The sequence below is a fragment of the Betaproteobacteria bacterium genome, from assembly GCA_009377585.1.
Taxonomy (GTDB): domain Bacteria; phylum Pseudomonadota; class Gammaproteobacteria; order Burkholderiales; family WYBJ01; genus WYBJ01.
Window position 1 is genome coordinate 7,269 of sequence record WHTS01000001.1, and the last position, 22,087, is coordinate 29,355.

Here is a 22,087-nt window from a genome sequence, read left to right on the forward strand (position 1 = left end):
GGCTGCAGCAATCAACAGGCTGCAACAATCCATGGAGGAGACCCATGACGATTCACTTCGGAGTTTTGATCCCGTCCACCAACACGACGACCGAGACCGAGTACTCGCGCTTGCCGCCGGCCTACCAGGCGCACTATGCGCGCGTGCGCACGAGCACGCCCGGCCGGCCGTTCTCGCCGGGGCGTGAGGAGGAGGTCACGTATCAATCGGAGCTGCTCGCCACCGCCAAGGTGCGGATGGTCGCGCTTCTGCAGACCTCCGCCAGCCTCTTCGCCGACGACTACGACGAGGCGACGATCAAGCGCATGCACGCAGCCGCAGGCGTACCCGCGACCACCTCGGCGCTTGCCGTCGGCCGTGCAGTGCGCGCGCTCGGTGCGCGCCGCATCGCGCTCGTATCGCCGTATTCGCCCGAAGTCAACGAGCGCGCTCGCCACTACTTCACCGGCAAGCACGGGCTCGACATCGCAGCGCTCGACGGCTTTGCCGCCACGGATTCGTACGCGATCGGCAAGCTCGGTCCCGAGAATGCGCGCGCAGCGTTCGTGCGCATCGATCGGCCGGACATCGACGCCTTCGTCGTGCCCGGCGGCAATTTCGCCACCATGGCTTCGATTGCCGCGTGGGAAGCGGAGTTCGGCAAGCCCGTGGTGACTTCGAGCCAGGCGTTGCTATGGGCAGTGGCGCACCAGCTCGGCGGCGAACGCCTGGCGGGATTCGGCCGCTTGCTCGGCGAGCTGCCGCCCGGGTAGCCAGCCTCGCTCCAGCTTTCGAGCGTGGCGGTTCGGCGCGCCGTACGGAGCGTGTTTGGAGAAGCTCGTTCACATTGCGGGTAAGTGAGCTCCAGCCTATGATTGCCCGTGCCGGACGCACGGGTGGTTTTGGAAACCCCGCAACGATGACATGCGGGTATGCGGCCCGTTCTCGACTGGGAGGAGGAAAGGCATGAGGAGCACGCATTGGATTACGGCGCTCGCGCTGGTGGCGTGCGGGACGAACGCTGCTGCGCAAGCGACCAAATTTCCGCTCAAGCCGGTGCGAATGGTGGTGGGCTTCTCCGCCGGCGGCGCGACCGACATCATCTCCCGCGCGCTCGGGCCGGGCCTGTCCGAGGGTCTCGGGCAGTCGGTCGTGATCGAGAACCGACCCGGGGCGAGCAGTCAGATCGCCGGCGATGTGGTCGCCAAGAGCCCGCCCGATGGCCATGTCATCATGATGACCACGCAGACGCTGATGACCTCGGTCATGATCGAGCGCAAGACCTTCCCCGACATCCTCAAGGATTTCGCGCACGTGGGGCTGGTGGCCACGAGCACGCTCATCCTCGTGGTCAATCCGTCGTTTCCGGTGAAGTCGGTGAAGGACTTGATCGCGCTCGCCCGCTCGCGTCCGGGCGAAATCAATTACGCCTCGGGCGGCGTCGGCACCACCCCGCATCTTTCCGGCGAGCTCCTGGCCACCATGGGCAAACTGAAGTTCGTGCACGTTCCGTACAAGGGCGAGGCGCCTGCGCTGACCGACATCATGGGCGGTCACGTGCCGTTCATGTTCAGCAACGTTTCGGCGTCGAGCCAGTTCGTGAAAAGCGGCAAGCTGCGCGCGCTCGCGAGCACGGGTCTTAAGCCCTCGCCTGCGATGCCTGATTTGCCGACGATGGCCGCATCCGGCTTGCCGGGATTCGAGGTGGTCGGCTTTTTCGGTATCCTCGCGCCGGCCAAGACGCCGCCGGAGGTGGTGAGCCGCCTGAACGCCGAACTCGTCAAGGTGCTGGCGCGGCCCGATATCAAGAAGCTGTACGCTTCCCAGGCGCTGGAGCCCGGGAACATGTCGCCATCCCAGTTCGCGGACTACATCAAGGTCGAGAAAGGCCGCTGGGGCAAGCTCATCCAGGAGGCGGGGATCAAGTAACGTCGTATCGGCGCGCGTTCCTCTGCCCGAGAGACGGATGCGCGCCGTGAGTCCCTGCGCGCAGTCGGCCTGCGAGTGAAACTCCCGAGTTTCGGAATCGGGCTGCCGGAGTAACATTCGAGGCGGTATGCCATCCGCCGAGCGCCGACTCGACCCTTTTTCCACCGACATCCCCGCACGGCTCGACCGCCTGCCGTGGAGTCGCTTCCACTGGCTGGTGGTGCTGGCGCTTGGCGCGAGCTGGGCGATCGACGGGCTGGAGGTAACGCTCAAAGGCGCGGTGAGCGGCGTGCTGCAGGACCCGGGCACGCTGGGGCTCACGAGCACCGAGATCGGTTTCGCCGCCTCGTCGTATCTGCTCGGTGCCGTCATCGGCGCGCTTTTCTGCGGCCACCTCACGGACCGCCATGGCCGCGCGCGGCTGTTCTTCATCACCATGACGATCTACCTCACGGGAACGATGTTGACCGCGTTCTCGTGGGATTTCGTCAGTCTGTGCGCGTTTCGCGCAATCACCGGATTCGGCATCGGCGGCGAATACGCGGCGATCAATTCCGCCATCGACGAGCTCATTCCCGCCCGTGTTCGCGGGCGCGTCAGCCTCATCATCAACGGCAGCTTCTGGCTGGGCGCCGTCGCGGGGTCGGCTGCGACCGTGGTGCTGCTCGATCCCGCGATCCTGCCGGTTGACGTCGGCTGGCGGCTCGGTTTCGCCATCGGCGCATCGGCCGGATTCCTGGTGCTGTTTGCGCGCCGCTTCATTCCGGAGAGTCCGCGCTGGCTCGCGATTCACGGTTATCACGCCAGGGCCGAGGACGCCGTGGCGAGCATCGAAGCACGGGTGGCGCGCGAGACGGGCGCCGCACTTCCTGCCGCGATGGAAGGCCCGATCATGATTCGGCCGCGTACCCATACTGGCCTCGGCATCGTTTTTCACACGATGTTCGCCCGCTACCGGCGCCGCTCGGCGCTGTGCTTCGTATTGATCACCTCGCAGGCGTTCCTCTACAACGCCATCTTCTTCACCTATGCGCTCGTCCTGACGCGCTTCTACGCGGTGCCCTCGCAGCACACGGGGCTCTATCTGCTGCCGTTCGCGATCGGCAATTTTCTGGGTCCGCTGCTTCTTGGGCATCTTTTCGATACGGTGGGCCGGCGCGTGATGATCGCCCTGACCTACGCGCTGTCCGGGCTGCTGCTGCTCGCCACCGGCTACCTGTTCCTGCAGGGCGTGCTGTCCGCGCTGGAGCAGACGCTCCTCTGGAGCATCATCTTTTTCTTCGCGTCAGCCGCGGCGAGCTCGGCATACCTCACCGCCAGCGAGATCTTCCCCCTCGAGTTGCGGGCGCTCGCGATCGCCGTGTTCTACGCGCTCGGCACCGCGGCGGGCGGCGTGGCGGCACCGTGGTTGTTCGGCGCATTGATCGGCACCGGCGAGCGCCTCGCGGTTTTCTGGGGCTACGCGCTTGGCACCGTGCTCATGCTGATCGCGGCGGCGGTGGCATGGTGCTGGGGGGTCGACGCCGAGCGCCGTTCGCTCGAGGGCGTGGCGGCGCCGTTGTCGCTGCACACGGACGAGGCCGTGCATCGGAACTCGGCGCAGCGTCAGCCCCACTAACAAGGATTACGCGTCGAGAAGGATTGCGCGTCGCCTACGCGGATGGCCGGCTCGATCGCGACGAAGATCACTTCGTGCGCAAGATCTCCCATTTGCTGCACGTTCCGAACACCGAGTGTATGCTCGCACGATCGCGGGCGAAGGCACAGCACTGATTTTCGGGCATCGGCCGCGGCAATCCTTCGAGCACGGCGATTCCATTCCAATGGGCTCGGAAGGCGATCGAAAGGAAACAGGGAGAGAAGGAATGCACTCGAAACAAGCACTGTTTGCAACTGGCATTGCGGCCGGCGCGGCCGCGATGGTCCTGTCCGGTCCGATTCACGCACAAACCTATCCGGCCAAGCCGGTTCGTATCGTCATTCCCTTCGCCGCAGGCGGCGGCACCGACATCCAGGGGCGGCTCCTCGCCAAAAAGTTCTTCGAAAGCATGGGTCAGACCTTCCTGGTCGACAACCGTGCGGGCGCAAGCGGCCTGATCGGCACCGAGCTTGCGGCCAAGTCGCCCCCGGACGGTTACACGATCCTGTTCACCACGGCGTCGCTATCGGTGAACGTCACGCTGTATGCCAAGCGCCTGGCGATCGATCCGCTGAAGGATCTGCAGCCGATCAGCTGGATCTCGTCCGTGCCGCTGGTGCTCGTGGTGCACCCGAGCGTGCCGGCGAAGGACGTGAAGTCGCTGTTGGCGCTGGCGAAGAAGACCGGCAAGCTGAACGCGGGTCACAACGGCGCGGGCACCACCAGCCATCTTGCGGTCGAGATGCTGAAGCAGTCCGCCGGCATCGAGGTTGAGCCGATTCCGTACAAGGGCGGCGGTCCTTCCATGGCCGCGCTGATCGGCGGCGAGGTCGATTTCAATTTCGCGACCGCGCTCACGGTGACGCCGCAGCTCAAGGCCGGCAAGGTGCGCGGCCTGGCGGTTACCACGGCGAAGCCTTCGAAGGCGTTTCCCGGCCTGCCGACGATGATCTCGCTCTACCCGGGGTTCGACGTCGACAATTGGTACGCCATGTTCTTTCCCGCCGCGACGCCGAAGCCCCTGGTCGACAAGATCAACGGTGAGATCCGCAAGGCCTTGGCGGCCAAGGACGTGCTCGACTTCATGGCGCGGGAGGGCGCCGATCCGGTGGCGAGCTCTCCGCAGGAACTGAACGCGTTGTTCAAGCGCGAGGTCGGCAAGTACGCGAAAGTCATCAAGACGGCGAATATCGTCGTGCAGTGATAACCTGGCGTTTCGACCGTAGCGGCGCGGGGCCAGGTGTCCGTGGAGGAACCTGGCCCTTTTCGCTCCTGCCGCGGGCCGCGGCAGTTTCAAGTCACCGAGGGTACAACGCATGGATCTGGCACTCGCCGATCGCAAGGCAATCCTCTCCGGCGCGAACCGCGGTATCGGCCGTACCATCGCGCTGGCTTACGCCGCCGAAGGCGTGCACCTGGCGCTGCTTGGGCGGGATCGCGAAGCCTGCAACGCGCTGGCAGCAGAGATCGCAAAGGCCCATCCGCAGATTCGGTGCACGGCCGTGCATGTCGATCTCGAGCAGCCGCAGACCATCCAGCCCGCGGTCGAAGCGAGCGTGCGCGCGCTCGGCGGGCTCGACATCCTGGTCAACTGCGCCGGCGGGGCGTATCGCGGCACGCTCGCCGAGATCCCGGACGACGCCTGGGAGCGTTACTTCCTGGTGAAGCCGATCGGCCTCATCCGCATGACGCGCGAGTCGGTGGCGCACCTGTGCAAGTCGGACCAGGCGCGCGTGATCAACATCTCGGGCACGCGCGGACGCGAGCCTGGCCCGCAATCGGTGATGGCGGGGCCGATCAATTTCGGCACGCTGAGCGTCACCAAGGCGCTCGCCAACGAGCTTGGCCCGCAGGGCATCACCGTGAACGCGATCGCGCCCGGCTCGACCCGCACGCGGCGCTGGGACGAACTCGTGGCGATCACCATGCGCAACCACGACCTTTCGCAGAAGGACGCCGAGGCACGCCTGCTGGACGAGGTGCCGCTGCGCATCGTGATCGAGCCGGAGGACATTTCCGACGCCGCGGTGTTTCTCGCGTCGGCTCGGGCGCGAGCGATTTCAGGCGTGTGCCTCAACGTCGACGGCGGGCGCACGCGCAGCATCTGAGCATCACGCCGGCCGATAAACGCTTGCCGTTGCCTTGTACCGATCGAGCTCGAGCGGTGTCGCGTGTTCGCGCAAGTCGTCACACCGCCCGCAGCGCATCGACGATATTGAGCCGCGCCGCCCGGATCGCCGGCAGAAAGCCGCCGAGCAATCCCATCACGAGTGCGAACAGCATCGATTTCATCGCCACCTCGGGCGTAAGGACGAAGCGGAAGGAAAGATCGGCGAAGGTCTGAAAGTTGATGGTGGAGAACGAGGCGTGCTGCATGAACGAGGCGAGCACCAGACCGGCCACACCGCCGACCAGGCCCAGCAGCAGCGCCTCGGTGAGGAACGCACCGAGCACGGCCCGGCGCTTGAACCCCAGCGCGCGCAGGGTGCCGATCTCGCCCACCCGGTTCGCGACCGAGGCGTACATGGTGATCATCGCGCCGATCATCGCGCCGATCGAAAAGATGATCGAAAGCGTAAGCCCGAGGACATTGATGAATGCGGACAGCGCCTTCGACTGGTCGCTGTAGAAGATCTGCTCGCGCTTGGACTCGTTGGTGAGCCGCGGGTCGGTGTCGATGTCCGAGCGGAAGCGTTCGAAAAGGTCCGAGCGCGCCAGGCGCAGCACCAGCGAGGAATACGAATTGCGCCGGAACGCCTGCATGAGTTGATCGACATTGCCCCACACTTCGGAGTCGAAGCCGCTGCCGCCGGCGTCGAATATCCCGACCACGGTCCATTCGCGCTGGGCGAAGCTCATGCGACTGCCCAGGGCCGCGGAATCGAAGCGCGCGGCAATGCTGCTGCCCACCACGATCTCGCTGGTGCCCGGGCGGAACATGCGCCCGGCGCGCACCTGGACTTGCGGGCGCAGTGCGAGCCCGGTGGTCGACGTGCCGCGGATGACGACGTTCGAGGGGCGGCTGTCGCCGCGCCGCAAGAGCGAGATCAAAACCACCGTCTCCTTGGAGGCCAGCGGTTTGCCATCGCGCCCAATCGCAACCGCCGGGTGGGTCTCGATCACCCCGGCCTGGTCGCGTGTGATGCCGCTCTGGATCTCGGTTTCCGAACCTTTGCGGATGACGACCACGTTGTCGTGCTCACCGGTGGTTACCAGCGTGCGCTTCAGGCCCGCATCGAGCATCAGCACGGTAGCAAAAACGAACACGACCAGCGCCAGGCCGCCCGCGGTCAGCGCCGTGGTCAGACGCCGCGCCCACAGGTTGCGCGCGACGTAAATGAAGGGAATCTTCACGCAGGGGGCATCCGGTCAGTCACGGAGATGGCATCCGGTCAGCCGATCGCGCGCAAGCCCTCGACGATGCGCACGCGCGAGGCGCGCCACGCCGGGACGATTGCGGCGGCAATCGCCACGATCGATGCGCAGGCCGCTTGCAGCGCGAGGGTGAGGCCGGAGACTTCGAATACCGGGAAGTACGTCCCGGCGAGATGCTTGAAACCTGCCGCGACCTGCGGCATGGCCGCGATCGCAAGGCCGCCGCCGAGCGCGCAGATCGCGGCCGATTCGCCGAAGACGATGAGCGCGATGAAGCCGGGCCGGAAGCCGAGCGTCTTCAGCGTGGCGTATTCGGCGACCCGCTCGCGCGCGCTCATCGCCATCGTGTTGGCCATCACCGCCATGATGATCACGATGACCACGTAGGAAACGAGCCGGATCGCGGCGATGATCTCGTTGGACATCGCGACGAAGCCCAGCTGGAACGCCTGCTCGGTCTCGGTCAACGTTTCGGCCAGCGAGTTGCGGAAGGTGGCATCGATGGCACGCGCGACGCTGGGTGCGCTTTCCGGGGTTTTGACGCCGACGATGTAGATGCCCACCTGGTCGGCGCGCGTCTTCGAGGACTTGCGCACCGTTTCGTTGAGGTAATCCCAGTGGAACATCATCTGGCGGGTGATCTTGGTTTCGTCCGATCCATCGAAGATGCCGCGGATCACGAATTCCCAGGTGCCCGGGAAGATCGTACCCCGCAGCGGCAGCACGTCGCCCACCTTGAAACCATAGTCATTCGCGAGCTGGCGCCCTACCAGGCAGCCCTTGCGGTCGCGTAGCCACGCCTGGCGCTGCGCATCGGGCAACACGAACTCGGGGTAGAGATCGAGATAGTTGGGCGAGATCGCGAACTGGGCGAAGAACTTCTTCGGATCCTGGTAGATGCCGCCGAACCAGTTGGCGCGCGCAACCGTAGTGACGCCTTCCACGCTGCGGATGCGGGCCTCGTAGCTCAAGGGCAAGGGGAAGACGAGCGAGATCGCATTGCGCGTGACCAGGCGCGTGCTGGATGCGGCTTGCGCACCGGCGTACCAGGCATCGACGACCGTCTGCAGCAGCCCGAAGGCAACCACGGCGATCAGCAGCCCCACGATCGTGAGCAGCGTGCGCAGCCGGTGGCGCATGCTGTTTCGGACGATGAGTTTCAGGACGAACATGCGCTGGGTGGCCGTGCCATCAGGATGCGGACGCCTGCGGCTGGGTGCTGAGCTCGCCCTTCTCGAGCTGGATCAGGCGCCGTGCGAAACGGGCTGCCTGCGCGTCGTGCGTCACCATCAGGATGGTCTTGCCGAGCTCCTGGTTCAGACGCTGCAGCAATCCCAGCACCTCGCCCGCGGAGACGCGGTCGAGATCACCCGTCGGCTCGTCGGCGACGATGAGTGCAGGGTCGGTGACGATCGCGCGCGCGATGGCGACGCGCTGCTGTTGGCCGCCGGAGAGCTCGGAAGGGTAGTGCGTCTTGCGATCGTCGAGTCCCACCATCGAGAGTGTCAGATCCACCCGCTTGCGGCGCTCGGCGCGCGAGAGCGCGGTGAGCAGCAACGGCAGCTCGACGTTCTCGAATGCGCTCAATACCGGCATCAGGTTATAAAACTGGAAAACGAAGCCGATGTGGCCGGCGCGCCAATCCGCGAGCTCCGATTCGGACAGCGCGGTGATGTCGAGGCCGCCGACGCGCAATTCGCCGCTGTCGGGCTTGTCGATGCCCGCGATCAGATTGAGCAGCGTGCTCTTGCCCGAGCCTGAAGGGCCCATGAGGGCCGTGAACTCGCCGGCCGCGACGTCGAGCGTGATGTCCGAGAGCACCGGCACGATCTGCCCGCCGCGGCGATACGCCTTGAACAGACGATGGATCGCGATGAAAGGCGGCGCTTCATCCATGCCGGCGGAGCTCGCTGCCTGCACGTCGCATCAGCAGGCGATTGAAAAACGATGTCGCTCCCGCTCTGGCGGAAGCGACCTCCCGCTCTGGCGGAAGCGACCTCCCGCGCAAGCGGGAGCCCAGGATTTGGGCTGCAATCCGAATCCGTCGGTTGCTGGATTCCCGCTTGCGCGGGAATGACGACTTTCTTCGCTTGGCCGACTTTTCCAACAGCCTAGCCCGAAGCGGCCTGCAACGCGATCCGGTCGCCGTCGTGCAGCTTTTCGGGCGGGTTCGCGACCACCTTGTCGCCGGGCGCGACGCCCTTGACCACTTCGAGCCAGTCGCCGAGCTTGTCGCCCGCTTCGATCGGGGTCTCGATGGCGCGATCCTCGCGCACGACGTACACCACGCGCCGGCCGTTGCGCTCGACGATGGCGCCGGGATCGATCACGGTGCGCCGGGTGCGCAGCTCCGGCGGCAGCTCCTGCGACAGGAACGCCACCTTGGCGCTCATCTCCGGCAGCACGCGCGGGTCCTTGTCGATGAAGCGCACCTTCACCGTCACCGTGGCCTTGGCGCGGTCCACGGTCGGCACCATGCGCGCGACCACGCCGCGGAAGCGCCCATCGGGCAGGGCATCGAGCTGGATTTCGCACGGCTGATCGAGCCGCACCTTGCCCACGCTCGATTCGGACACGTCGGCTTCCACTTCCAGGGTCGACATGTCGGCCATCGTCACCACCGCCGCCTGCGATCCCAGCGCCGAAGAAAACGGCGTGATGACATCGCCCACGTTGGCGTTCTTGGTGAGGACCACGCCGTCGAACGGCGCGCGGATGAGCGTCTGTTCGACTTCGACTTCGGTCGCGCGCAGGTTCGCCTGCGCCACGGCGATCGCGGCGCGCTGGGCGCTGATCCCGGCCTTCGCCTTGTCCAGGCGGGCGATGGCGGTATCGTGCGCGGCCTGCGATACGAACTTGCGCTCGAGCAGGTCGCTCGAGCGCTTGAACGCGCGTTCGGCTTCGTGCAGCTCGGCCTGCGCTTGTTCGAGATTCGCCTGGGCGAGCTTCACGTTGGCGGCGGCCTGCTCGCGCTTCGCGGTCACATCGCGGTTCTCGAGGCGTGCCAACACCTCGCCCTGGTGCACGCTGCTGCCCTCGCGCACGCCCAGCCATTCGAGCCGTCCGGTTGCTTTCGAGGCGACCGCGGCCTTGCGTTGCGCGACCACGTAACCGGTCGCGTTGAGCAGCGTGTACGCCTGCGAGGGATACGCCGTGGCAACCGAGTAGGTCTCGACCGGCAACGGCGCGGTCGAGCGCCAGTAGAACACGCCCGCAGCGATTGCGGCGAGCACGATCAGCCACCCGATAAGGCGGGGCCAACGGCGTTTCGCGCGCATTGCACCGGCGCCGCGTTCGATGCGCAGCTTGGACAGATCCGGTTGGGCCATCTTTCGTTCTGGGCTCGCTGCCGGCAGCGCGGTGCTGGCGGCATGCTGCCTCGTGCCTCCGAAAACGTGCAGGGGAAGCGGGGTCGCAGGGGCGCCGACGAGGCGTCCCAGGCGGTTCGCGCCGGCGCTCGGGCCGGATGTAATCGCGCCGCGACTGCGGTGCGTTCACGTGGCCGGATTCTAACAGCCCGCCATACGGACTTTCGCATCCACTGCGTTCCGATACGCGGCACGCGCGTTCGCTTTTCGGCGCGATCGCTTGCGTCGAGTGCCGTAAGGCGGCGCGGCGCGCTACCATCGGTTCGTCATACCCCTATTGTCAATGCGAGGAGTCATCATGCGAGTTGTCATCGGGTCGCTTGCGTTTGCTGCTTTGTTCGGCGCTTGTTCCGCTTTGGCCCAGTCGAGCGCCGCTGCGAGCTATCCCGCGAAGCCGGTGCGGCTCCTCCTGGGCCCGGGACCGGGCAGCGTGGCGGACGGATTGACGCGCGTCGTGGCCGCTGCCATGAGCGAGATGTGGGGCCAGCAGGTCGTGGTCGAGAATCGGTCGGGCGCCGGCAATACGATCGCGCCCGCCTACGTTGCCAAGGCCGCCCCGGACGGTTACACGCTGCACCGCTGCGGCGTGGGTGATTCGATCGCCCCGGCGTTGTACAAGAACCTTTCGTACAGCCACCTGCGCGACTTCGCCATCCTGGCGCGGATCGGCCTGTCGCCCAACATCCTGGTGATCCATCCCAGCATACCGGCGAAGAACCTCAAGGAGTACGTCGCGCTCGCCAAGGCCCATCCCGGCAAGCTCGAGTACGGCTCGACCGGGCGCGGCTCGTCGCCGCAGCTTTCGTTCGAGCTGCTCAAGAGCATGTCCAAGGCGGACATCACGTTCGTGCCCTACAAGAGCGCCGCGCTGGCCCAGAACGACCTGTTGGCCGGCCGGATCTCGGCGCACATGTCGAACCTGCCCAATTACATCGCGCCGGTCAAAGCGGGCAAGGTGCGCGCGCTCGGCGTGACGACGGCCAAGCGCAGCGAATGGCTGCCGGAAGTGCCGTCGATCGCGGAGGCCCTGCCTGGCTACGACGTCTCTTCCTGGTACGGCATCTGTGCGCCCGTCGGACTGGACAAGGCCATCCAGAAGAAGATCGAGACCGACGTTCTCAAGCTGCTCACCCAGCCGAAACTCAAGCAGCGGCTCACGGACATGGGTGTGATCGTGGAGCCTCTCGATTCGGTTGCCTTCACCGAGTTCTTCCGTGTCGAGACCGCCCGGTGGGCCAAGGTCGCGCGCGAAGCCGGGATCGAGCCGCAGTAACGACTGGCGCGTTGATCTAAATCCACACCACCCCGCCCGCATCCGCGGGCACGTGGCCCGATGCGATGCAGCGCATCGGCGTTCGCCGGCTCGGATGTGCGCAGGGTCGCCAACCCGCATCCCCGCATCCGCCTTGTCAGCGATGACCTCGCGGTGAACGATTGACGCCCACTGCCCGCGGGCGCGACACTCGTCGCAATCCGAATCGAACCGGTTCCACCGCACGAGGTGCCACGTGAACGCCAACGCCACCGAGCAAATCGCCCGCTTCATCGCCACGACGCGCTACGAGGACATCCCGCAGCCGGTGCGCGCTGCCACCCGGACCATCATTCTCGACGGGATCGCCAACCTTCTGGCGGGTTCGAAGCAGCCGGTGCTGGACCACATCCATCGCTACGTCGAGCGTCTCGGCGGCCGCCCCGAGTGCGCCGTGGTCGGTGCGAGCTTTCGCACCAATGCGTTGCTCGCGGCGTTCGCCAACGGCGCCGCCATGCACGTGCTCGATTACGAGCCGCAGGGCATTCCCTCGACGCACGGCACCTCGACCTTGCTGCCCGGCGTGCTGGCACTGGCGGAAGTCAACGGCTCCTCGGGGCGCGAGGTGCTGACCGCGTTCGCGGTGGGATGGGAAATCCAGCAGCGCATCGCGATGGCCGCGCGCAAGTCCGAGTCGCGCCCGTTCCATCCGCCGGGCATCTACGGTCCGCCGTCGGCCGCCACGGCTTGCGCCAAGCTGCTCGGGCTGGACGAACAGAAGGTGCGCATGGCGCTCGGCATCGGCGCATCGAGAACCGGGGCGCTGTTCGCCAACAACGGCACCATGACCAAGTGCACGCATCCGGGCAATTCGTGCCGCATGGGCGTGGAAGCGGCCCTGCTGGCCGCGGACGGGTTCACCGCGCACGATGCGATCTTCGAAACGGAACGCGGCTACGTCGAGACGATCTTCGGCGCCGAGTTCGTCTGGGAGGACCTGCTGGACGGATTGGGCAGCCGCTGGAACCTGGAGCAGCACGGCTTCAACATCAAGCGCTACCCGGCGCAGATCAACATGCAATGGGCGACCGAGTCGGTGGTGCTCTTGCGCGAGAAGCACGGTATTCGCGCCGACGATGTCGAGTGGCTCGAGATCGAAGCGTCCTCGCGCCGGCCCGGCCTTTCGCGCCCCGCGCCTGAGACCGGGCTGGACGGCAAGTTCAGCTACCAGTACGTTGCGGCCGTGGCGCTCACCCAGGATCAGGTCGGCATCGATTCGTTTTCCGACGCGGTGCGGTTCTCGGCGCCAGTGGAGGCCGCGCTGAAGAAGATCCGCCTCAAGCCCAACCCCGATATCTCCACCTCGACCCTCGAGACCTGGGTGCAGGCGCGGGCGAAACTGAAGGACGGACGCGAACTGGTCGAGCGCTGCGATGCGTATCGCGGCTCGTCGCGCAATCCGATCGGGCGCGATCAGCACCTGGTGAAGGTGCGCGATTGCATGCGCCGCGCGCTGCCCGAAGCCGCCATGGAGCGGCTGATCGACCTGGTCGACGGCCTGGAAGAAGTGCAAGACGCCCGGGTGCTGGCGCGGGCGCTTTCGGGGGCGTAGCGAGCTTCCGCCACATGGCGGACAGCCCGCTCCCTCACTTGCAGTGCGCGCATCGGCATGCAGGCGGATGTCGTTTGGCCGGCGCGGACCGCCTCGAACAGCTACGTCGTAGGCTCGACGATCGGTGACACGGCGGTTGGCGTCGACTCGCTTTGCGATCGATCCCCACAAGTGGGGCCCCTCGCCCGGGAAGCTCGCGCCGCTATGGTCCGCGAATTCCCGGCCTCACCCTCCCCTCTCCCCCCGGGAGAGGGGCTGGGGGTGAGGGAAGATTCGCCTCAACCCGCCTGCGGCGGATGCTGCGGCGGTATCACGGTCGTTTCGGGATCTACCGCGTTGCGTCCGGCAGGGTTCGCGCGGCTTTCCTTTTTGTCGTCGGGCGGGAGTCGGATCGTGGTGCAGGCGATCGGTGCGGCGCCGTTACCGGCGGCAGGCGCGGTCGGCTTCTTTTCCTCGCTCATGCCGTTGCCCGCTCCTTGTGGCCGGCCAGCACGTGACTCAACCAGGTGAGCGCCTTGCGTTCCAGTCGATCGGCTCGAACCGCCGGATCGGCGATGCGCGGGTCGTGCAGGGTTCGGGCGATCCACGGATACAGCAGGTCGTCGCTGCAGCCGTGCCCGAACATGAACATCAGCATCACTACGGCCGTTTGGCTGCGCGCCGCTTCGAAGCCGGCCTTGCGGGCGGCTGCAATGCCTTCGGCGACGAGACCCCGCAACGCCTCCTTGCCGGCGTACGCCGCCTTTTCGGGAAAGACGTTCGCAAGCTCCCACATCACGCCGTCTTCGATGGAGCCGTGAGGAGGCGCCGGCGGACGCTGACTGAGCTGCGCGAGCTTGCGCAGCGCTTCGCGCGTATTGACGCCGTCCGGGCCTGAAACCTTCTGCTGGTAATCGAGCACTTTTTCGTACAGGCGGTTGGCCCGCGTCATCTGCTCCGCATCGGCTTGCAGGATGGCGCGGGCCCAGGGATATTGCGGGTCGTCGTCGAAGGCGCTGCCGAACAGGAACATCGCTTCGATGCACAGCCGCACCGGGCCGCGCTGGGTGAAGCCGTGCTGCTGCGCACGCGTCGAGCCAGCACGGATGGCACGGCGCAGCTGCTCCTCGCCGATCACCTTGGCGAGCTTCGGAGCGAACTGAAGGCCGTGCGCCACCATTTCGTTTTCGAACTGCACGCCAGCAGTTCGATGCAGGGCAGCCATATGCTGCTCGCTGATCACCAGCACAGCGTCCTCCCGGAAGTCGTCCAAATGTACTCGCCTGCGCGGCGTTTGAACAGTTGAGGCGTGCCCATGTCGACGCGTGCCTCGGGCTTGGGGCCGTGAGCTTAAGGCGCGTCTTGCGCACGACGGGCGGCAGGAACACGCCCGGCGGCAGGCAAGGGATGCGCCGGCAGGAGGCAAGAATGCGCCGGCCGGGAGGCAAGAATGCGCCGGCCGGGAGACAAGAATGCGCCGGCCGGGAGACAAGAATGCGCCGGCGGGAGGCAAGAATGCGCCGGCCGGGAGACAAGAATGCGCCGGCCGGGAGACAAGAATGCGCCGGCGGGAGGCAAGAATGCGCCGAAGGCGCGTGGGCCTGTGGTTACAATGAAGAGACGCAGCATGAGGAGGAAAACACACATGAATCGCATCCTGGCCATCGGCGCGCTGGTCCTGTGCGCCGCCACGCCGCCGACATTCGCCCAGAGCTTCGGTGGGAAACCGATCCGGTTCGTGGTCGGCTTTCCGCCCGGCGGCCCGACCGACTTCACCGCTCGCCTGTTGGCCGCGAAGATGCCGGCGCTGCTCGGCACCAATGCGATCGTCGAGAATCGGGCCGGCGCGAACGCCACCATCGCCGCCGATCACGTCGCGCGATCGGCGCCCGACGGCCATACGCTGTACTTTTCCACCTGCGGAGCGCTCGCGATCAGCCCGCACATCATGCCGAAACTTCCGTACGATCCGCTGCGGGATTTCGCGCCGATCGGCCAGGTGGTCAATGCCAGCAGCACGCTTGCCGTCCATCCGTCGCTGCCGGTGAAGAATGTGAAGGAGTTCGCGGCGCTCGCCCGTGCGCGCAAGGGTCAAGTTACGCTCGCGTCCAGCGGGGTCGGCAGCATTCCGCACCTTGCGCTGGAGCTGCTGAAGGCTGCGGCCAAGATCGACCTCGTGCACGTGCCGTACAAGGGCGCCGCGCCTTCGATGGTGGATGCGATGGGCGGGCAGGTGAGCGCCATCATCCTGGATGTCACGCCGTTGCTGCCGCACATTCGCGCCGGCAAGCTGCGCGCGATCGGCATCGCCGGCGAGAAGCGGGTCGAGGTCCTTCCCGATGTCGCCACCCTGGAAGAGCAGGGATTCAAGAACGTGGAGGCGGCCAACTGGTACGCGATCCTTGCCCCGGCCAAGACGCCGCGCGAGCTGGTGAATCGTTTGAGCCAGGCGATCCAGAAGGCGATGAGCATGCCGGACGTGCGCGACAAGTTGCTCGCCACCGGCGCCGACCCCGTTGCCGGAACGCCCGAGCAGCTTGCCGCGCTGCTCGAGCGCGACTACGACAAGTGGGGGAAGCTCATTCGGGAGAAGAACATCACGGCGGAGTGATCGTGCTTGCCGTTCTTGCACGGCGGCAAGCTTTATATCGCCGGCCAGCCCGGTGAGCGCTATGCCATCCGGGTCAGCAATCGCAGCGCCGGCAGAATCCTCTCGGTGGTATCGGTCGACGGTGTCAACGTGGTGAGCGGCGAAAGCGCCGCCCCGGGCCAGACCGGCTACGTATTCTCGCCGTGGCAATCCTACGAGATATCGGGGTGGCGCAAGAACGCCGACGAGGTGGCTTCGTTTTATTTCACGGCGCTACCCGACAGCTACGCCGCACGCACCGGGCGTGCGAACGACGTGGGCGTCATCGGCGTCGCGGTGTTTCGCGAGCGGACGCCAGCGCGTCGCAGGCCGCAGCCCTATCCGCATCCCCAGGAAAGCGCAGGGAACCGGATGGATGAGAGCGGGAAGGCCGAGCGCTCCGAAGCGCCCGCTGCGCCTGCGGACGATCCTGCCGGCAGCGTGCGGGAGTCGGAGCAATTCGGCGCGACGGCGCCGAGGCGGCAACTCGACAAGCTCGGCACCGGCCATGGCGAGCGCGAGCATTCGGCGGTGGCGTTCACCGACTTCCGGCGTGCGAGCGCGCACCCTGAGCAAGTGTTCACGATCTACTACGACCGCTATGAGAACCTGGTCGCGCGCGGCATCATCCCGGGTGCGCCACGATTCGCGCAACCGCGGCCGTTTCCGGGTGCCGTGCGTTTCGTGCCCGATCCGGGCTGATTGCCCTCTCGCACGGCCCGCGAGCAGCGCCGGCGCAGCGGCTCGATGGCCGCGCGTGCAACCGATTCGCCGGGAGCGCACGCAAGCTTCGGTGTACGGCTGGAACGCGGCACGCGCGCGAAAACGGCTTCGTCCATGATCGGAGTTACCATACCGGCAGGCTGTGTCCGGGCGCAGGAACGCCCCGTCGTTGCCGGCATGACCGGCACGGCTTGCGGGCGCAGAAATTTCAAAGCGCGATCCGTGGAGGGAATTTTGATGATGCTGCGCACACTCGGGATGGCCGTGCTTGCCGTCGCCGCCATCGGGGGAGCCCACGCCCAGGAGAACTACCCCAGGAAGCCGATGCGCTGGGTCATTCCCTACGCGGCCGGCGGCGGCACGGATGCGATCGTGCGGCCGATCGCGGTCAAGGCAGCCGAGCTGCTGGGTCAATCCGTCATCTACGAAAACCGGGGCGGCGCCGGCGGCATGATCGCCGGGGAGATCGTCGCCAGGGCGGAGCCCGACGGCTACACGTTTCTGGTGGCAGCGCCCAATACGCATATTTTCGCGACGCTGCTGCACAAGAAGGTCCCTTACGATCCGGTCAAGGACTTCGCCATGATCACGAAGTTCGACCTCACGCCGAACGTGCTGATCGCGCACCCCAGCTTTCCGCCCAACACCGCGAAAAAGATGATCACCTACGCCAGGGCCCATCCGGGCAAGGTCAACTTCGCTTCCTCGGGCGCAGGCTCCGGCGGTCACCTGTCGCTCCTGCTGTTGATGGACACGATGAAGATCGACGTATTGCACATCCCTTACAAGGGCGCTGGCCCCGCCGTACTGGAAGTGCTTGCAGGCAGGAACGACCTCATGTTCATCAATCCGGCGGTCGCCATGGGCCACTACAAGGCCGGCAGGGTAAAGGTGCTGGGCTTTGCCGGTCCCAAGCGCCTGGCCACCATGCCGGACGTGCCCACCTTCGAAGAGCAGGGCTTCGTCGATTTCGAATCGAGCAACTTCAAAGGCCTGGTCGCGCCGGCGGGAACGCCCCGCTTGGTCATCGACAAGATGCACGACGTCCTGGTGAAGATCGTCAACATGCCCGACATCAATGCCCGGCTGATCGCCGGTGGCTCCATCCCCAGAACCACCACGCCCGAGCAGTTCGCCGAGGAGAATCGCAAGGAAGTGGCGCGCTGGGGCAAGCTCATGCGCAAGCACGGCATCCTGCCGCAATAGCTGCCGCCGCGGCGATGCCTGATGGCCGCGGGCGGCGGCTTCCGAACAAGCGAAATGCTTCCTCCAATCGAAACTCGAACAGGGTGCGAGAAATGTCTCGATTCAAACCGCTGACCGAAAGCGAGATGAGCGACGCGCAGCGCAAGGCCGTGAAGGAACTGGAGAGCGGCCCGCGTGGCAAGTTCAATCCGCTCGGTCCGAACGCTGTCCTGTTGCGCAGCGTGGCCTTGATGTCCCGAACGCAGAAGGTCGGCGAATACCTGCGCTACAGCTGTTCGCTGCCACCGCGCCTGCGCGAATTCGCCATCATCATTACCGCGCGCCAGTGGAGCGCCCAGGTGGAATGGATCGAGCACAGTCCGCGAGCTGTGAAAGAGGGGATCGATCCCGGCGTAATCGAAGACCTCCTGCAGGGTAGGCCGCCGCGCGCGCTGCAAGACGACGAAGCGGCCGTCTACCGCTTCTGCAAGGAGCTGCACGACAGCCACGGCGTGAGCGATGCGACCTTCGCCGCCGTGGCGGACCGATTCGGCGAGCAGGGTGTCGTCGACCTGATCGGGCTGACCGGGTACTACACCATGCTGGCCATGGTGCTCAACGTCGCGCAGCAGCCGCTTCCGGGCGGCGTGGCGCCGCCGCTGCCGGCTTTGCAGTAGGCGATCCCGAAAGCTTGCCTGGCCGAGCGCTCACACTTTCCCTGCAGGCGCCGTACAGCGGACGCCGCCCGCGATGGCTTCATCGGGCGATCAGTTCAATCTCGTCGTTGCCCGCGAGTCTCACCCGGTCGCCGACGCTGTAGCGGCTGCCATCGTGACGCTGGGTCGTGCGCAGCGTGCCGTCGTCGAGACGCACCAGAATCTCGTAGCTGCTTTGACGGAAGCGCGCCTGCGCCTCGGGCGTGCCGACGCCGCCGACGAAGGGTCGCTCCCTCGTTGCGCCGCCGAGCGGAAGATAGATCACTGCGCCAACCAGGTTGCGATCGACCGATCCGGACGAACTGCCGGGACTGCCGTGGAACGCCGGCGGGACACTGGACCTTTGATCGAGTTGGACCTCCCGGATCGAGACGACGCGGCCGCACGCGTTGCAGGGCTCGCCGGGTTTCAACGTGACCATCGACGGAGGCGGCGAGCGCAAATCCGGCAGCTTGATCGATTGCGCAAAGGCCGCCAGCGCGAGCGACGACCAGAACATCACGGCAAGCGGATCGAGAAGTCCTCGTCGAGCAGGCTGAAGCTGCGCTGGCTCGCGGACATCAGCCCGATCAGTGTCGTACGGTCGGCAGCGAATCCGTCCACCTTGGAGCCTTCGACCAGCTTCAACCCTTGGGGGCGCGACTTGACAGTCACCACCTCGGCCTTGATCGAGCGCTCGGCGAGCGACTCGCGCAATACCTTCTCGGTGGTGGTGCCCGAGATCACCGCGATGCGTTTGCCGCCGAAGTCGAGCAGGCGCCGCGTGCTGCTGGCGCTCGTGGTCAGGATGCTGCCCCCGTCGACGAAGGTGATCAGGCTGAAATCGACTTCGGCTTGGCGCGACAGCGTCCGAGTGGTGGTGCTGCACTCGAGATCGACGCGGGCTGTGCGCACGGCCTCGAGCCGGTTCTGTATCGTGAGCGCAACCCAGCGCGTGTCGAGCTTGGGAAGCTTCAATTGCTCCCGGATGCCGCTGGCGATCTCACGGCACAGATCCACCGAATAGCCTTGCGGCTCCCGGTTCGCGCCGGCCGTGGAGAAAGGTGCTGCGCCGTCGATGTATCCCAGCGTGATCACGCCCTTGTGGCGGATCCTCTCGAGGGTTCCTCCACCCTGGGCGGCCGCAGGCAGGGCCAGCGCGAACATCAGCGTGCAGCAAAGAAAAAGCTTGTCGTTCATCCTCATCCCCTCGCGTGCGTCCGGCGCGTCGTTCCGCGGCCACTTCCCCGATGGTCGCGATCTGCGGACGCCACGCTCACTGCGGTTTCATTCCACCGGCTCGCCTCGATCATACTGACTTGCTGTTGCACCGGGGCGAAAGAATTACCGGTCGGCACGGGAAGGAGCGGAGGCCGCAAGGCGAGGATTAGGGAAAGCGCGAATAGGGAGGGCGCGAATTGCGCGGTTCGCGCGCTGGGTGTACCGTCCGGCCCGATGATGTTGGCATCGGATCGATGCCGCAACGGTCCACCGAGCAGCGTAAAACGGAGGAGGGTCTCAATGCGTGCCGCACTGCCGATCGCAATCGCCATCTTCACCGCTGCGACAGCGCCTATGGCGCCTGCCGCGCAAACGAGTTTCCCGGACAAGCCGATCCGCCTGATCATCGGCAGCGCGCCGGGGTCGGGCCCGGACATCATGTCCCGGCTGATTGCCGATCATCTCTACAACGTGTGGGGCCAGCGGGTGATCGTCGATTCCCGTCCGGGGGTGGCCGGCATCCTGAGCGCGGAGCATACGCTGCGCGCGAATCCCGACGGCTACACCTGGATGATGCTGACCTCGCAGCTCTTCATCGCCACCGCGGTCTACCCCAATCTCAAGTTCGACCTGGACAAGGATTTCGTCTCGGTCTCGCTGGTTGGGCTGGTGCCATGGATCCTGGCCGTCAATCCCCAGGTGCCGGCGAAGTCGGTCTCCGAGCTGATCGCGCTGGCGAAGCAGTCGCCGGGGAAGCTGCGCTACGGCTCCGGCGGCATGGGCAGCGGCGAGCATTTCACCACCGTCATGTTCACGCACATGAGCGGCATCGACATGCTGCACGTGCCGTACAAGGGTGTCGCGCCGGCCCTGATCGATGCGATCGCGAACGAGATCCAGATGCAGTTCGCCGTGTTCCCGGCGGCGTATCCGCATGTGACGTCCGGGCGCTTGCGGGCGCTCGGTGTCAGCACGGCCAAGCGCGCACCGGGATTGCCCAAACTGCCGACCATCGCCGACACGGTGCCGGGCTACGTGACCTTCGGCTGGTACAGCATCGTCGCCCCCAAGGGCACGCCCGAGGCGATCGTCGACAAGGCAGCAGCGGAAGTGGTCAAGGCTGCCCGCGAGCCCGCGTTCGGCGATCGCCTAAAGACGCTGGGCATCGAGATCATCGCCGGCGGGCGCAAGGAGCTCGACGACTATCGGAACGTGGAGCGCAAGCGCCTCACGACACTGGTCAAGGAGACCGGGATCAGCATCAAGTAGCTGTCGGTCGGCGCCGGCTACACGCTTCTGCATGCGCGCGTGATCCCCTCCAGCGGCGGCAACACCGAGTTCGCCGATATGCGCACCGCCTACGATGCGCTATCGGCCGAGGACAAGGCCGAGGTCGCGGATCTCGTCTGCGAGCACTCGATCGTCTTCTCGCGCGCGCAGATCGGCCTCGAAGTGAAGAGCGAGGAGCACGCCGAGCCGCGAGCGCGATCCCGTCATTGCGAACGGTGCAGGCTGGGCACCAGCAGCACGATCGCCAGCATGATGAAGATCGCGATTGCTGCGTAGGCGCCCTGGGCGATCGGTGCGCCGAAGCGTTCGGCCGCCGCGCCGGCGAGAAAATTGCCGATCGGTAAACTGAAGACGACGCCGGTGCGCAGTCCCATCACCCGGCCTCGCATCGACTGCGCGGTGTTGCTCAGGATCAACGTCGCTATCATGGTCCAGACGATCGCCTGGGCAAGCCCGGCGGCGAACACGAGCGCCATCGAAACCGAATATTGGGTCGAGAACGCGAACAGCAGCAGGGAGACCGGCCAGGCGAGGCCGCTCCATATCAGCATCCGCCCCTTGCGTCGGAAATTGCCCAGGGAGACGACCCATATACCCGCCACCAGCGCTCCGACGCCGGCCATGGCTGTGAGCATGCCGTAGCCCGCCGGGCCCGCATCCAGGATGTAGCGGGCGAACAGGGGCAGAAATGCATAGCGGTAGGGCGCGGCGAGCAGGTTGAGAAGGAAGGCGACCACCAGCAGCACGAACACCGTCTGGTTGCTCCAGACATAGCGCAGTCCGCCGAGCAGGCTGCGCGCCGGGGACTCGTGCGCGTGCGGCGCAGCCTGCCTCACGTCCTTCAGCATCAGCAGCACCAGCACATCCAGGAGATAGATGGCCGAGATGAGCGCGTAGGCGCCGCTCATGCCCAAGGCCGGAATCAGTATCCCGCCCAGGGCCGGACCGACCACCACCGTGATCTCTATGGCGACCGAATTGAGCGCGATGGCATTGGTCAGGTCTTCCCGGTCCACCAGGTCCGGCACGAAGGCCTGACGGGTGGGATTGTCCACGGCCCAGGTCAGGCTGCTCACGAGCGCCAGGGCGATGATGTGCCACAGCGCAAGCGCAGCGCTGACGAAAAGCAGCAGCATGAGCGTCGACACCGCCAGGTTCACCGCGGCCGCGACGATGAGCAGCAGACGCCTGTCCATGGCGGAGCGCGGCAA

General features: G+C 66.1%; 23 protein-coding genes. 14 read left to right on the plus strand and 9 right to left on the minus strand.

Annotated elements, in window-relative coordinates; genetic code table 11:
• Positions 1-44 precede the first annotated feature (44 nt).
• The 6 genes from GEV05_00040 (at position 45) to GEV05_00065 (ending at position 5,655) form a co-directional block, all read left to right on the plus strand.
• Positions 45-752 (plus strand): hypothetical protein, encoded by a 708-nt coding sequence (locus tag GEV05_00040; protein MPZ41795.1) that lies wholly within the window; start codon positions 45-47, stop codon positions 750-752.
• Between the two features lie 151 nt (positions 753-903).
• A complete protein-coding gene (locus tag GEV05_00045) occupies positions 904-1,908 on the plus strand; it encodes a tripartite tricarboxylate transporter substrate binding protein (protein ID MPZ41796.1) in 1,005 nt (334 codons plus the stop codon).
• Between the two features lie 127 nt (positions 1,909-2,035).
• A complete protein-coding gene (locus GEV05_00050; protein ID MPZ41797.1) occupies positions 2,036-3,526 on the plus strand; it encodes an MFS transporter in 1,491 nt (496 codons plus the stop codon).
• Entirely contained in the window at positions 3,412-3,681 is a 270-nt protein-coding gene (locus GEV05_00055) for a hypothetical protein (protein ID MPZ41798.1), read from the plus strand. Before GEV05_00050 ends, GEV05_00055 begins: the two co-directional genes overlap by 115 nt.
• Positions 3,682-3,731: 50 nt before the next feature.
• A complete protein-coding gene (locus GEV05_00060) occupies positions 3,732-4,751 on the plus strand; it encodes a tripartite tricarboxylate transporter substrate binding protein (protein MPZ41799.1) in 1,020 nt (339 codons plus the stop codon).
• Positions 4,752-4,863: 112 nt separating this feature from the next.
• Positions 4,864-5,655 carry an SDR family oxidoreductase gene (locus GEV05_00065; GenBank protein ID MPZ41800.1) on the plus strand — a complete coding sequence of 264 codons (792 nt, stop codon included), beginning with the start codon at positions 4,864-4,866 and terminating at the stop codon, positions 5,653-5,655.
• Between the two features lie 79 nt (positions 5,656-5,734).
• Here the strand turns inward: GEV05_00065 and GEV05_00070 are convergent, their stop codons facing one another.
• The 4 genes from GEV05_00070 to GEV05_00085 all read right to left on the minus strand — a co-directional run bounded on the left by GEV05_00070 (position 5,735) and on the right by GEV05_00085 (position 10,251).
• Positions 5,735-6,901, minus strand: a complete 1,167-nt coding sequence (locus GEV05_00070; GenBank protein ID MPZ41801.1) for an FtsX-like permease family protein — start codon at positions 6,899-6,901, stop codon at positions 5,735-5,737.
• Between the two features lie 38 nt (positions 6,902-6,939).
• Positions 6,940-8,094, minus strand: a complete 1,155-nt coding sequence (locus GEV05_00075; GenBank protein ID MPZ41802.1) for an FtsX-like permease family protein — start codon at positions 8,092-8,094, stop codon at positions 6,940-6,942.
• Positions 8,095-8,113: 19 nt separating this feature from the next.
• Positions 8,114-8,818 (minus strand): ATP-binding cassette domain-containing protein, encoded by a 705-nt coding sequence (locus tag GEV05_00080; protein ID MPZ41803.1) that lies wholly within the window; start codon positions 8,816-8,818, stop codon positions 8,114-8,116.
• A gap of 215 nt (positions 8,819-9,033) precedes the next feature.
• Positions 9,034-10,251, minus strand: coding sequence for an efflux RND transporter periplasmic adaptor subunit (locus GEV05_00085; protein MPZ41804.1), 1,218 nt, complete (start codon positions 10,249-10,251; stop codon positions 9,034-9,036).
• 322 nt (positions 10,252-10,573) lie between these two features.
• Between GEV05_00085 and GEV05_00090 the strand changes: the two genes are divergently transcribed.
• Together GEV05_00090 and GEV05_00095 are read left to right on the plus strand one after the other, a co-directional pair.
• Positions 10,574-11,563 carry a tripartite tricarboxylate transporter substrate binding protein gene (locus tag GEV05_00090; GenBank protein ID MPZ41805.1) on the plus strand — a complete coding sequence of 330 codons (990 nt, stop codon included), beginning with the start codon at positions 10,574-10,576 and terminating at the stop codon, positions 11,561-11,563.
• Between the two features lie 160 nt (positions 11,564-11,723).
• Entirely contained in the window at positions 11,724-13,154 is a 1,431-nt protein-coding gene (locus GEV05_00095) for a hypothetical protein (protein MPZ41806.1), read from the plus strand.
• 278 nt (positions 13,155-13,432) lie between these two features.
• On the opposite strand, the gene GEV05_00100 is transcribed toward GEV05_00095, so the two are convergent.
• Positions 13,433-13,615 (minus strand): hypothetical protein, encoded by a 183-nt coding sequence (locus tag GEV05_00100; GenBank protein ID MPZ41807.1) that lies wholly within the window; start codon positions 13,613-13,615, stop codon positions 13,433-13,435.
• Positions 13,612-14,406 carry a hypothetical protein gene (locus GEV05_00105; GenBank protein ID MPZ41808.1) on the minus strand — a complete coding sequence of 265 codons (795 nt, stop codon included), beginning with the start codon at positions 14,404-14,406 and terminating at the stop codon, positions 13,612-13,614. The genes GEV05_00100 and GEV05_00105 overlap by 4 nt, the downstream gene beginning before the upstream one ends.
• A 177-nt stretch (positions 14,407-14,583) precedes the next feature.
• On the opposite strand from GEV05_00105, the gene GEV05_00110 reads away from it, so the two are divergent.
• From GEV05_00110 to GEV05_00125, 4 genes are all read left to right on the plus strand, one after another.
• Positions 14,584-15,744, plus strand: a complete 1,161-nt coding sequence (locus GEV05_00110; protein ID MPZ41809.1) for a tripartite tricarboxylate transporter substrate binding protein — start codon at positions 14,584-14,586, stop codon at positions 15,742-15,744.
• 6 nt (positions 15,745-15,750) lie between these two features.
• Positions 15,751-16,464, plus strand: coding sequence for a hypothetical protein (locus GEV05_00115; GenBank protein ID MPZ41810.1), 714 nt, complete (start codon positions 15,751-15,753; stop codon positions 16,462-16,464).
• A 45-nt stretch (positions 16,465-16,509) separates the two neighbouring features.
• On the plus strand, positions 16,510-17,691 hold the full coding sequence (locus GEV05_00120; GenBank protein ID MPZ41811.1) for a tripartite tricarboxylate transporter substrate binding protein: 1,182 nt from the start codon (positions 16,510-16,512) through the stop codon (positions 17,689-17,691).
• Positions 17,692-17,783: 92 nt separating this feature from the next.
• Positions 17,784-18,347 carry a carboxymuconolactone decarboxylase family protein gene (locus GEV05_00125; GenBank protein MPZ41812.1) on the plus strand — a complete coding sequence of 188 codons (564 nt, stop codon included), beginning with the start codon at positions 17,784-17,786 and terminating at the stop codon, positions 18,345-18,347.
• Between the two features lie 79 nt (positions 18,348-18,426).
• On the opposite strand, the gene GEV05_00130 is transcribed toward GEV05_00125, so the two are convergent.
• Complete coding sequence (locus GEV05_00130) at positions 18,427-18,888, minus strand: hypothetical protein (protein MPZ41813.1); 462 nt, start codon at positions 18,886-18,888, stop codon at positions 18,427-18,429.
• A complete protein-coding gene (locus GEV05_00135) occupies positions 18,885-19,571 on the minus strand; it encodes a transporter substrate-binding domain-containing protein (protein MPZ41814.1) in 687 nt (228 codons plus the stop codon). The genes GEV05_00130 and GEV05_00135 overlap by 4 nt, the downstream gene beginning before the upstream one ends.
• 249 nt (positions 19,572-19,820) lie before the next feature.
• On the opposite strand from GEV05_00135, the gene GEV05_00140 reads away from it, so the two are divergent.
• Positions 19,821-20,855 carry a tripartite tricarboxylate transporter substrate binding protein gene (locus GEV05_00140; protein ID MPZ41815.1) on the plus strand — a complete coding sequence of 345 codons (1,035 nt, stop codon included), beginning with the start codon at positions 19,821-19,823 and terminating at the stop codon, positions 20,853-20,855.
• Positions 20,856-21,152, plus strand: a complete 297-nt coding sequence (locus GEV05_00145; protein ID MPZ41816.1) for a hypothetical protein — start codon at positions 20,856-20,858, stop codon at positions 21,150-21,152. It begins immediately after the preceding gene.
• On the opposite strand, the gene GEV05_00150 is transcribed toward GEV05_00145, so the two are convergent.
• Positions 21,080-22,072, minus strand: coding sequence for an MFS transporter (locus GEV05_00150; GenBank protein ID MPZ41817.1), 993 nt, complete (start codon positions 22,070-22,072; stop codon positions 21,080-21,082). The two genes, GEV05_00145 and GEV05_00150, sit on opposite strands and share 73 nt — an antisense overlap.
• Positions 22,073-22,087 lie beyond the last annotated feature (15 nt).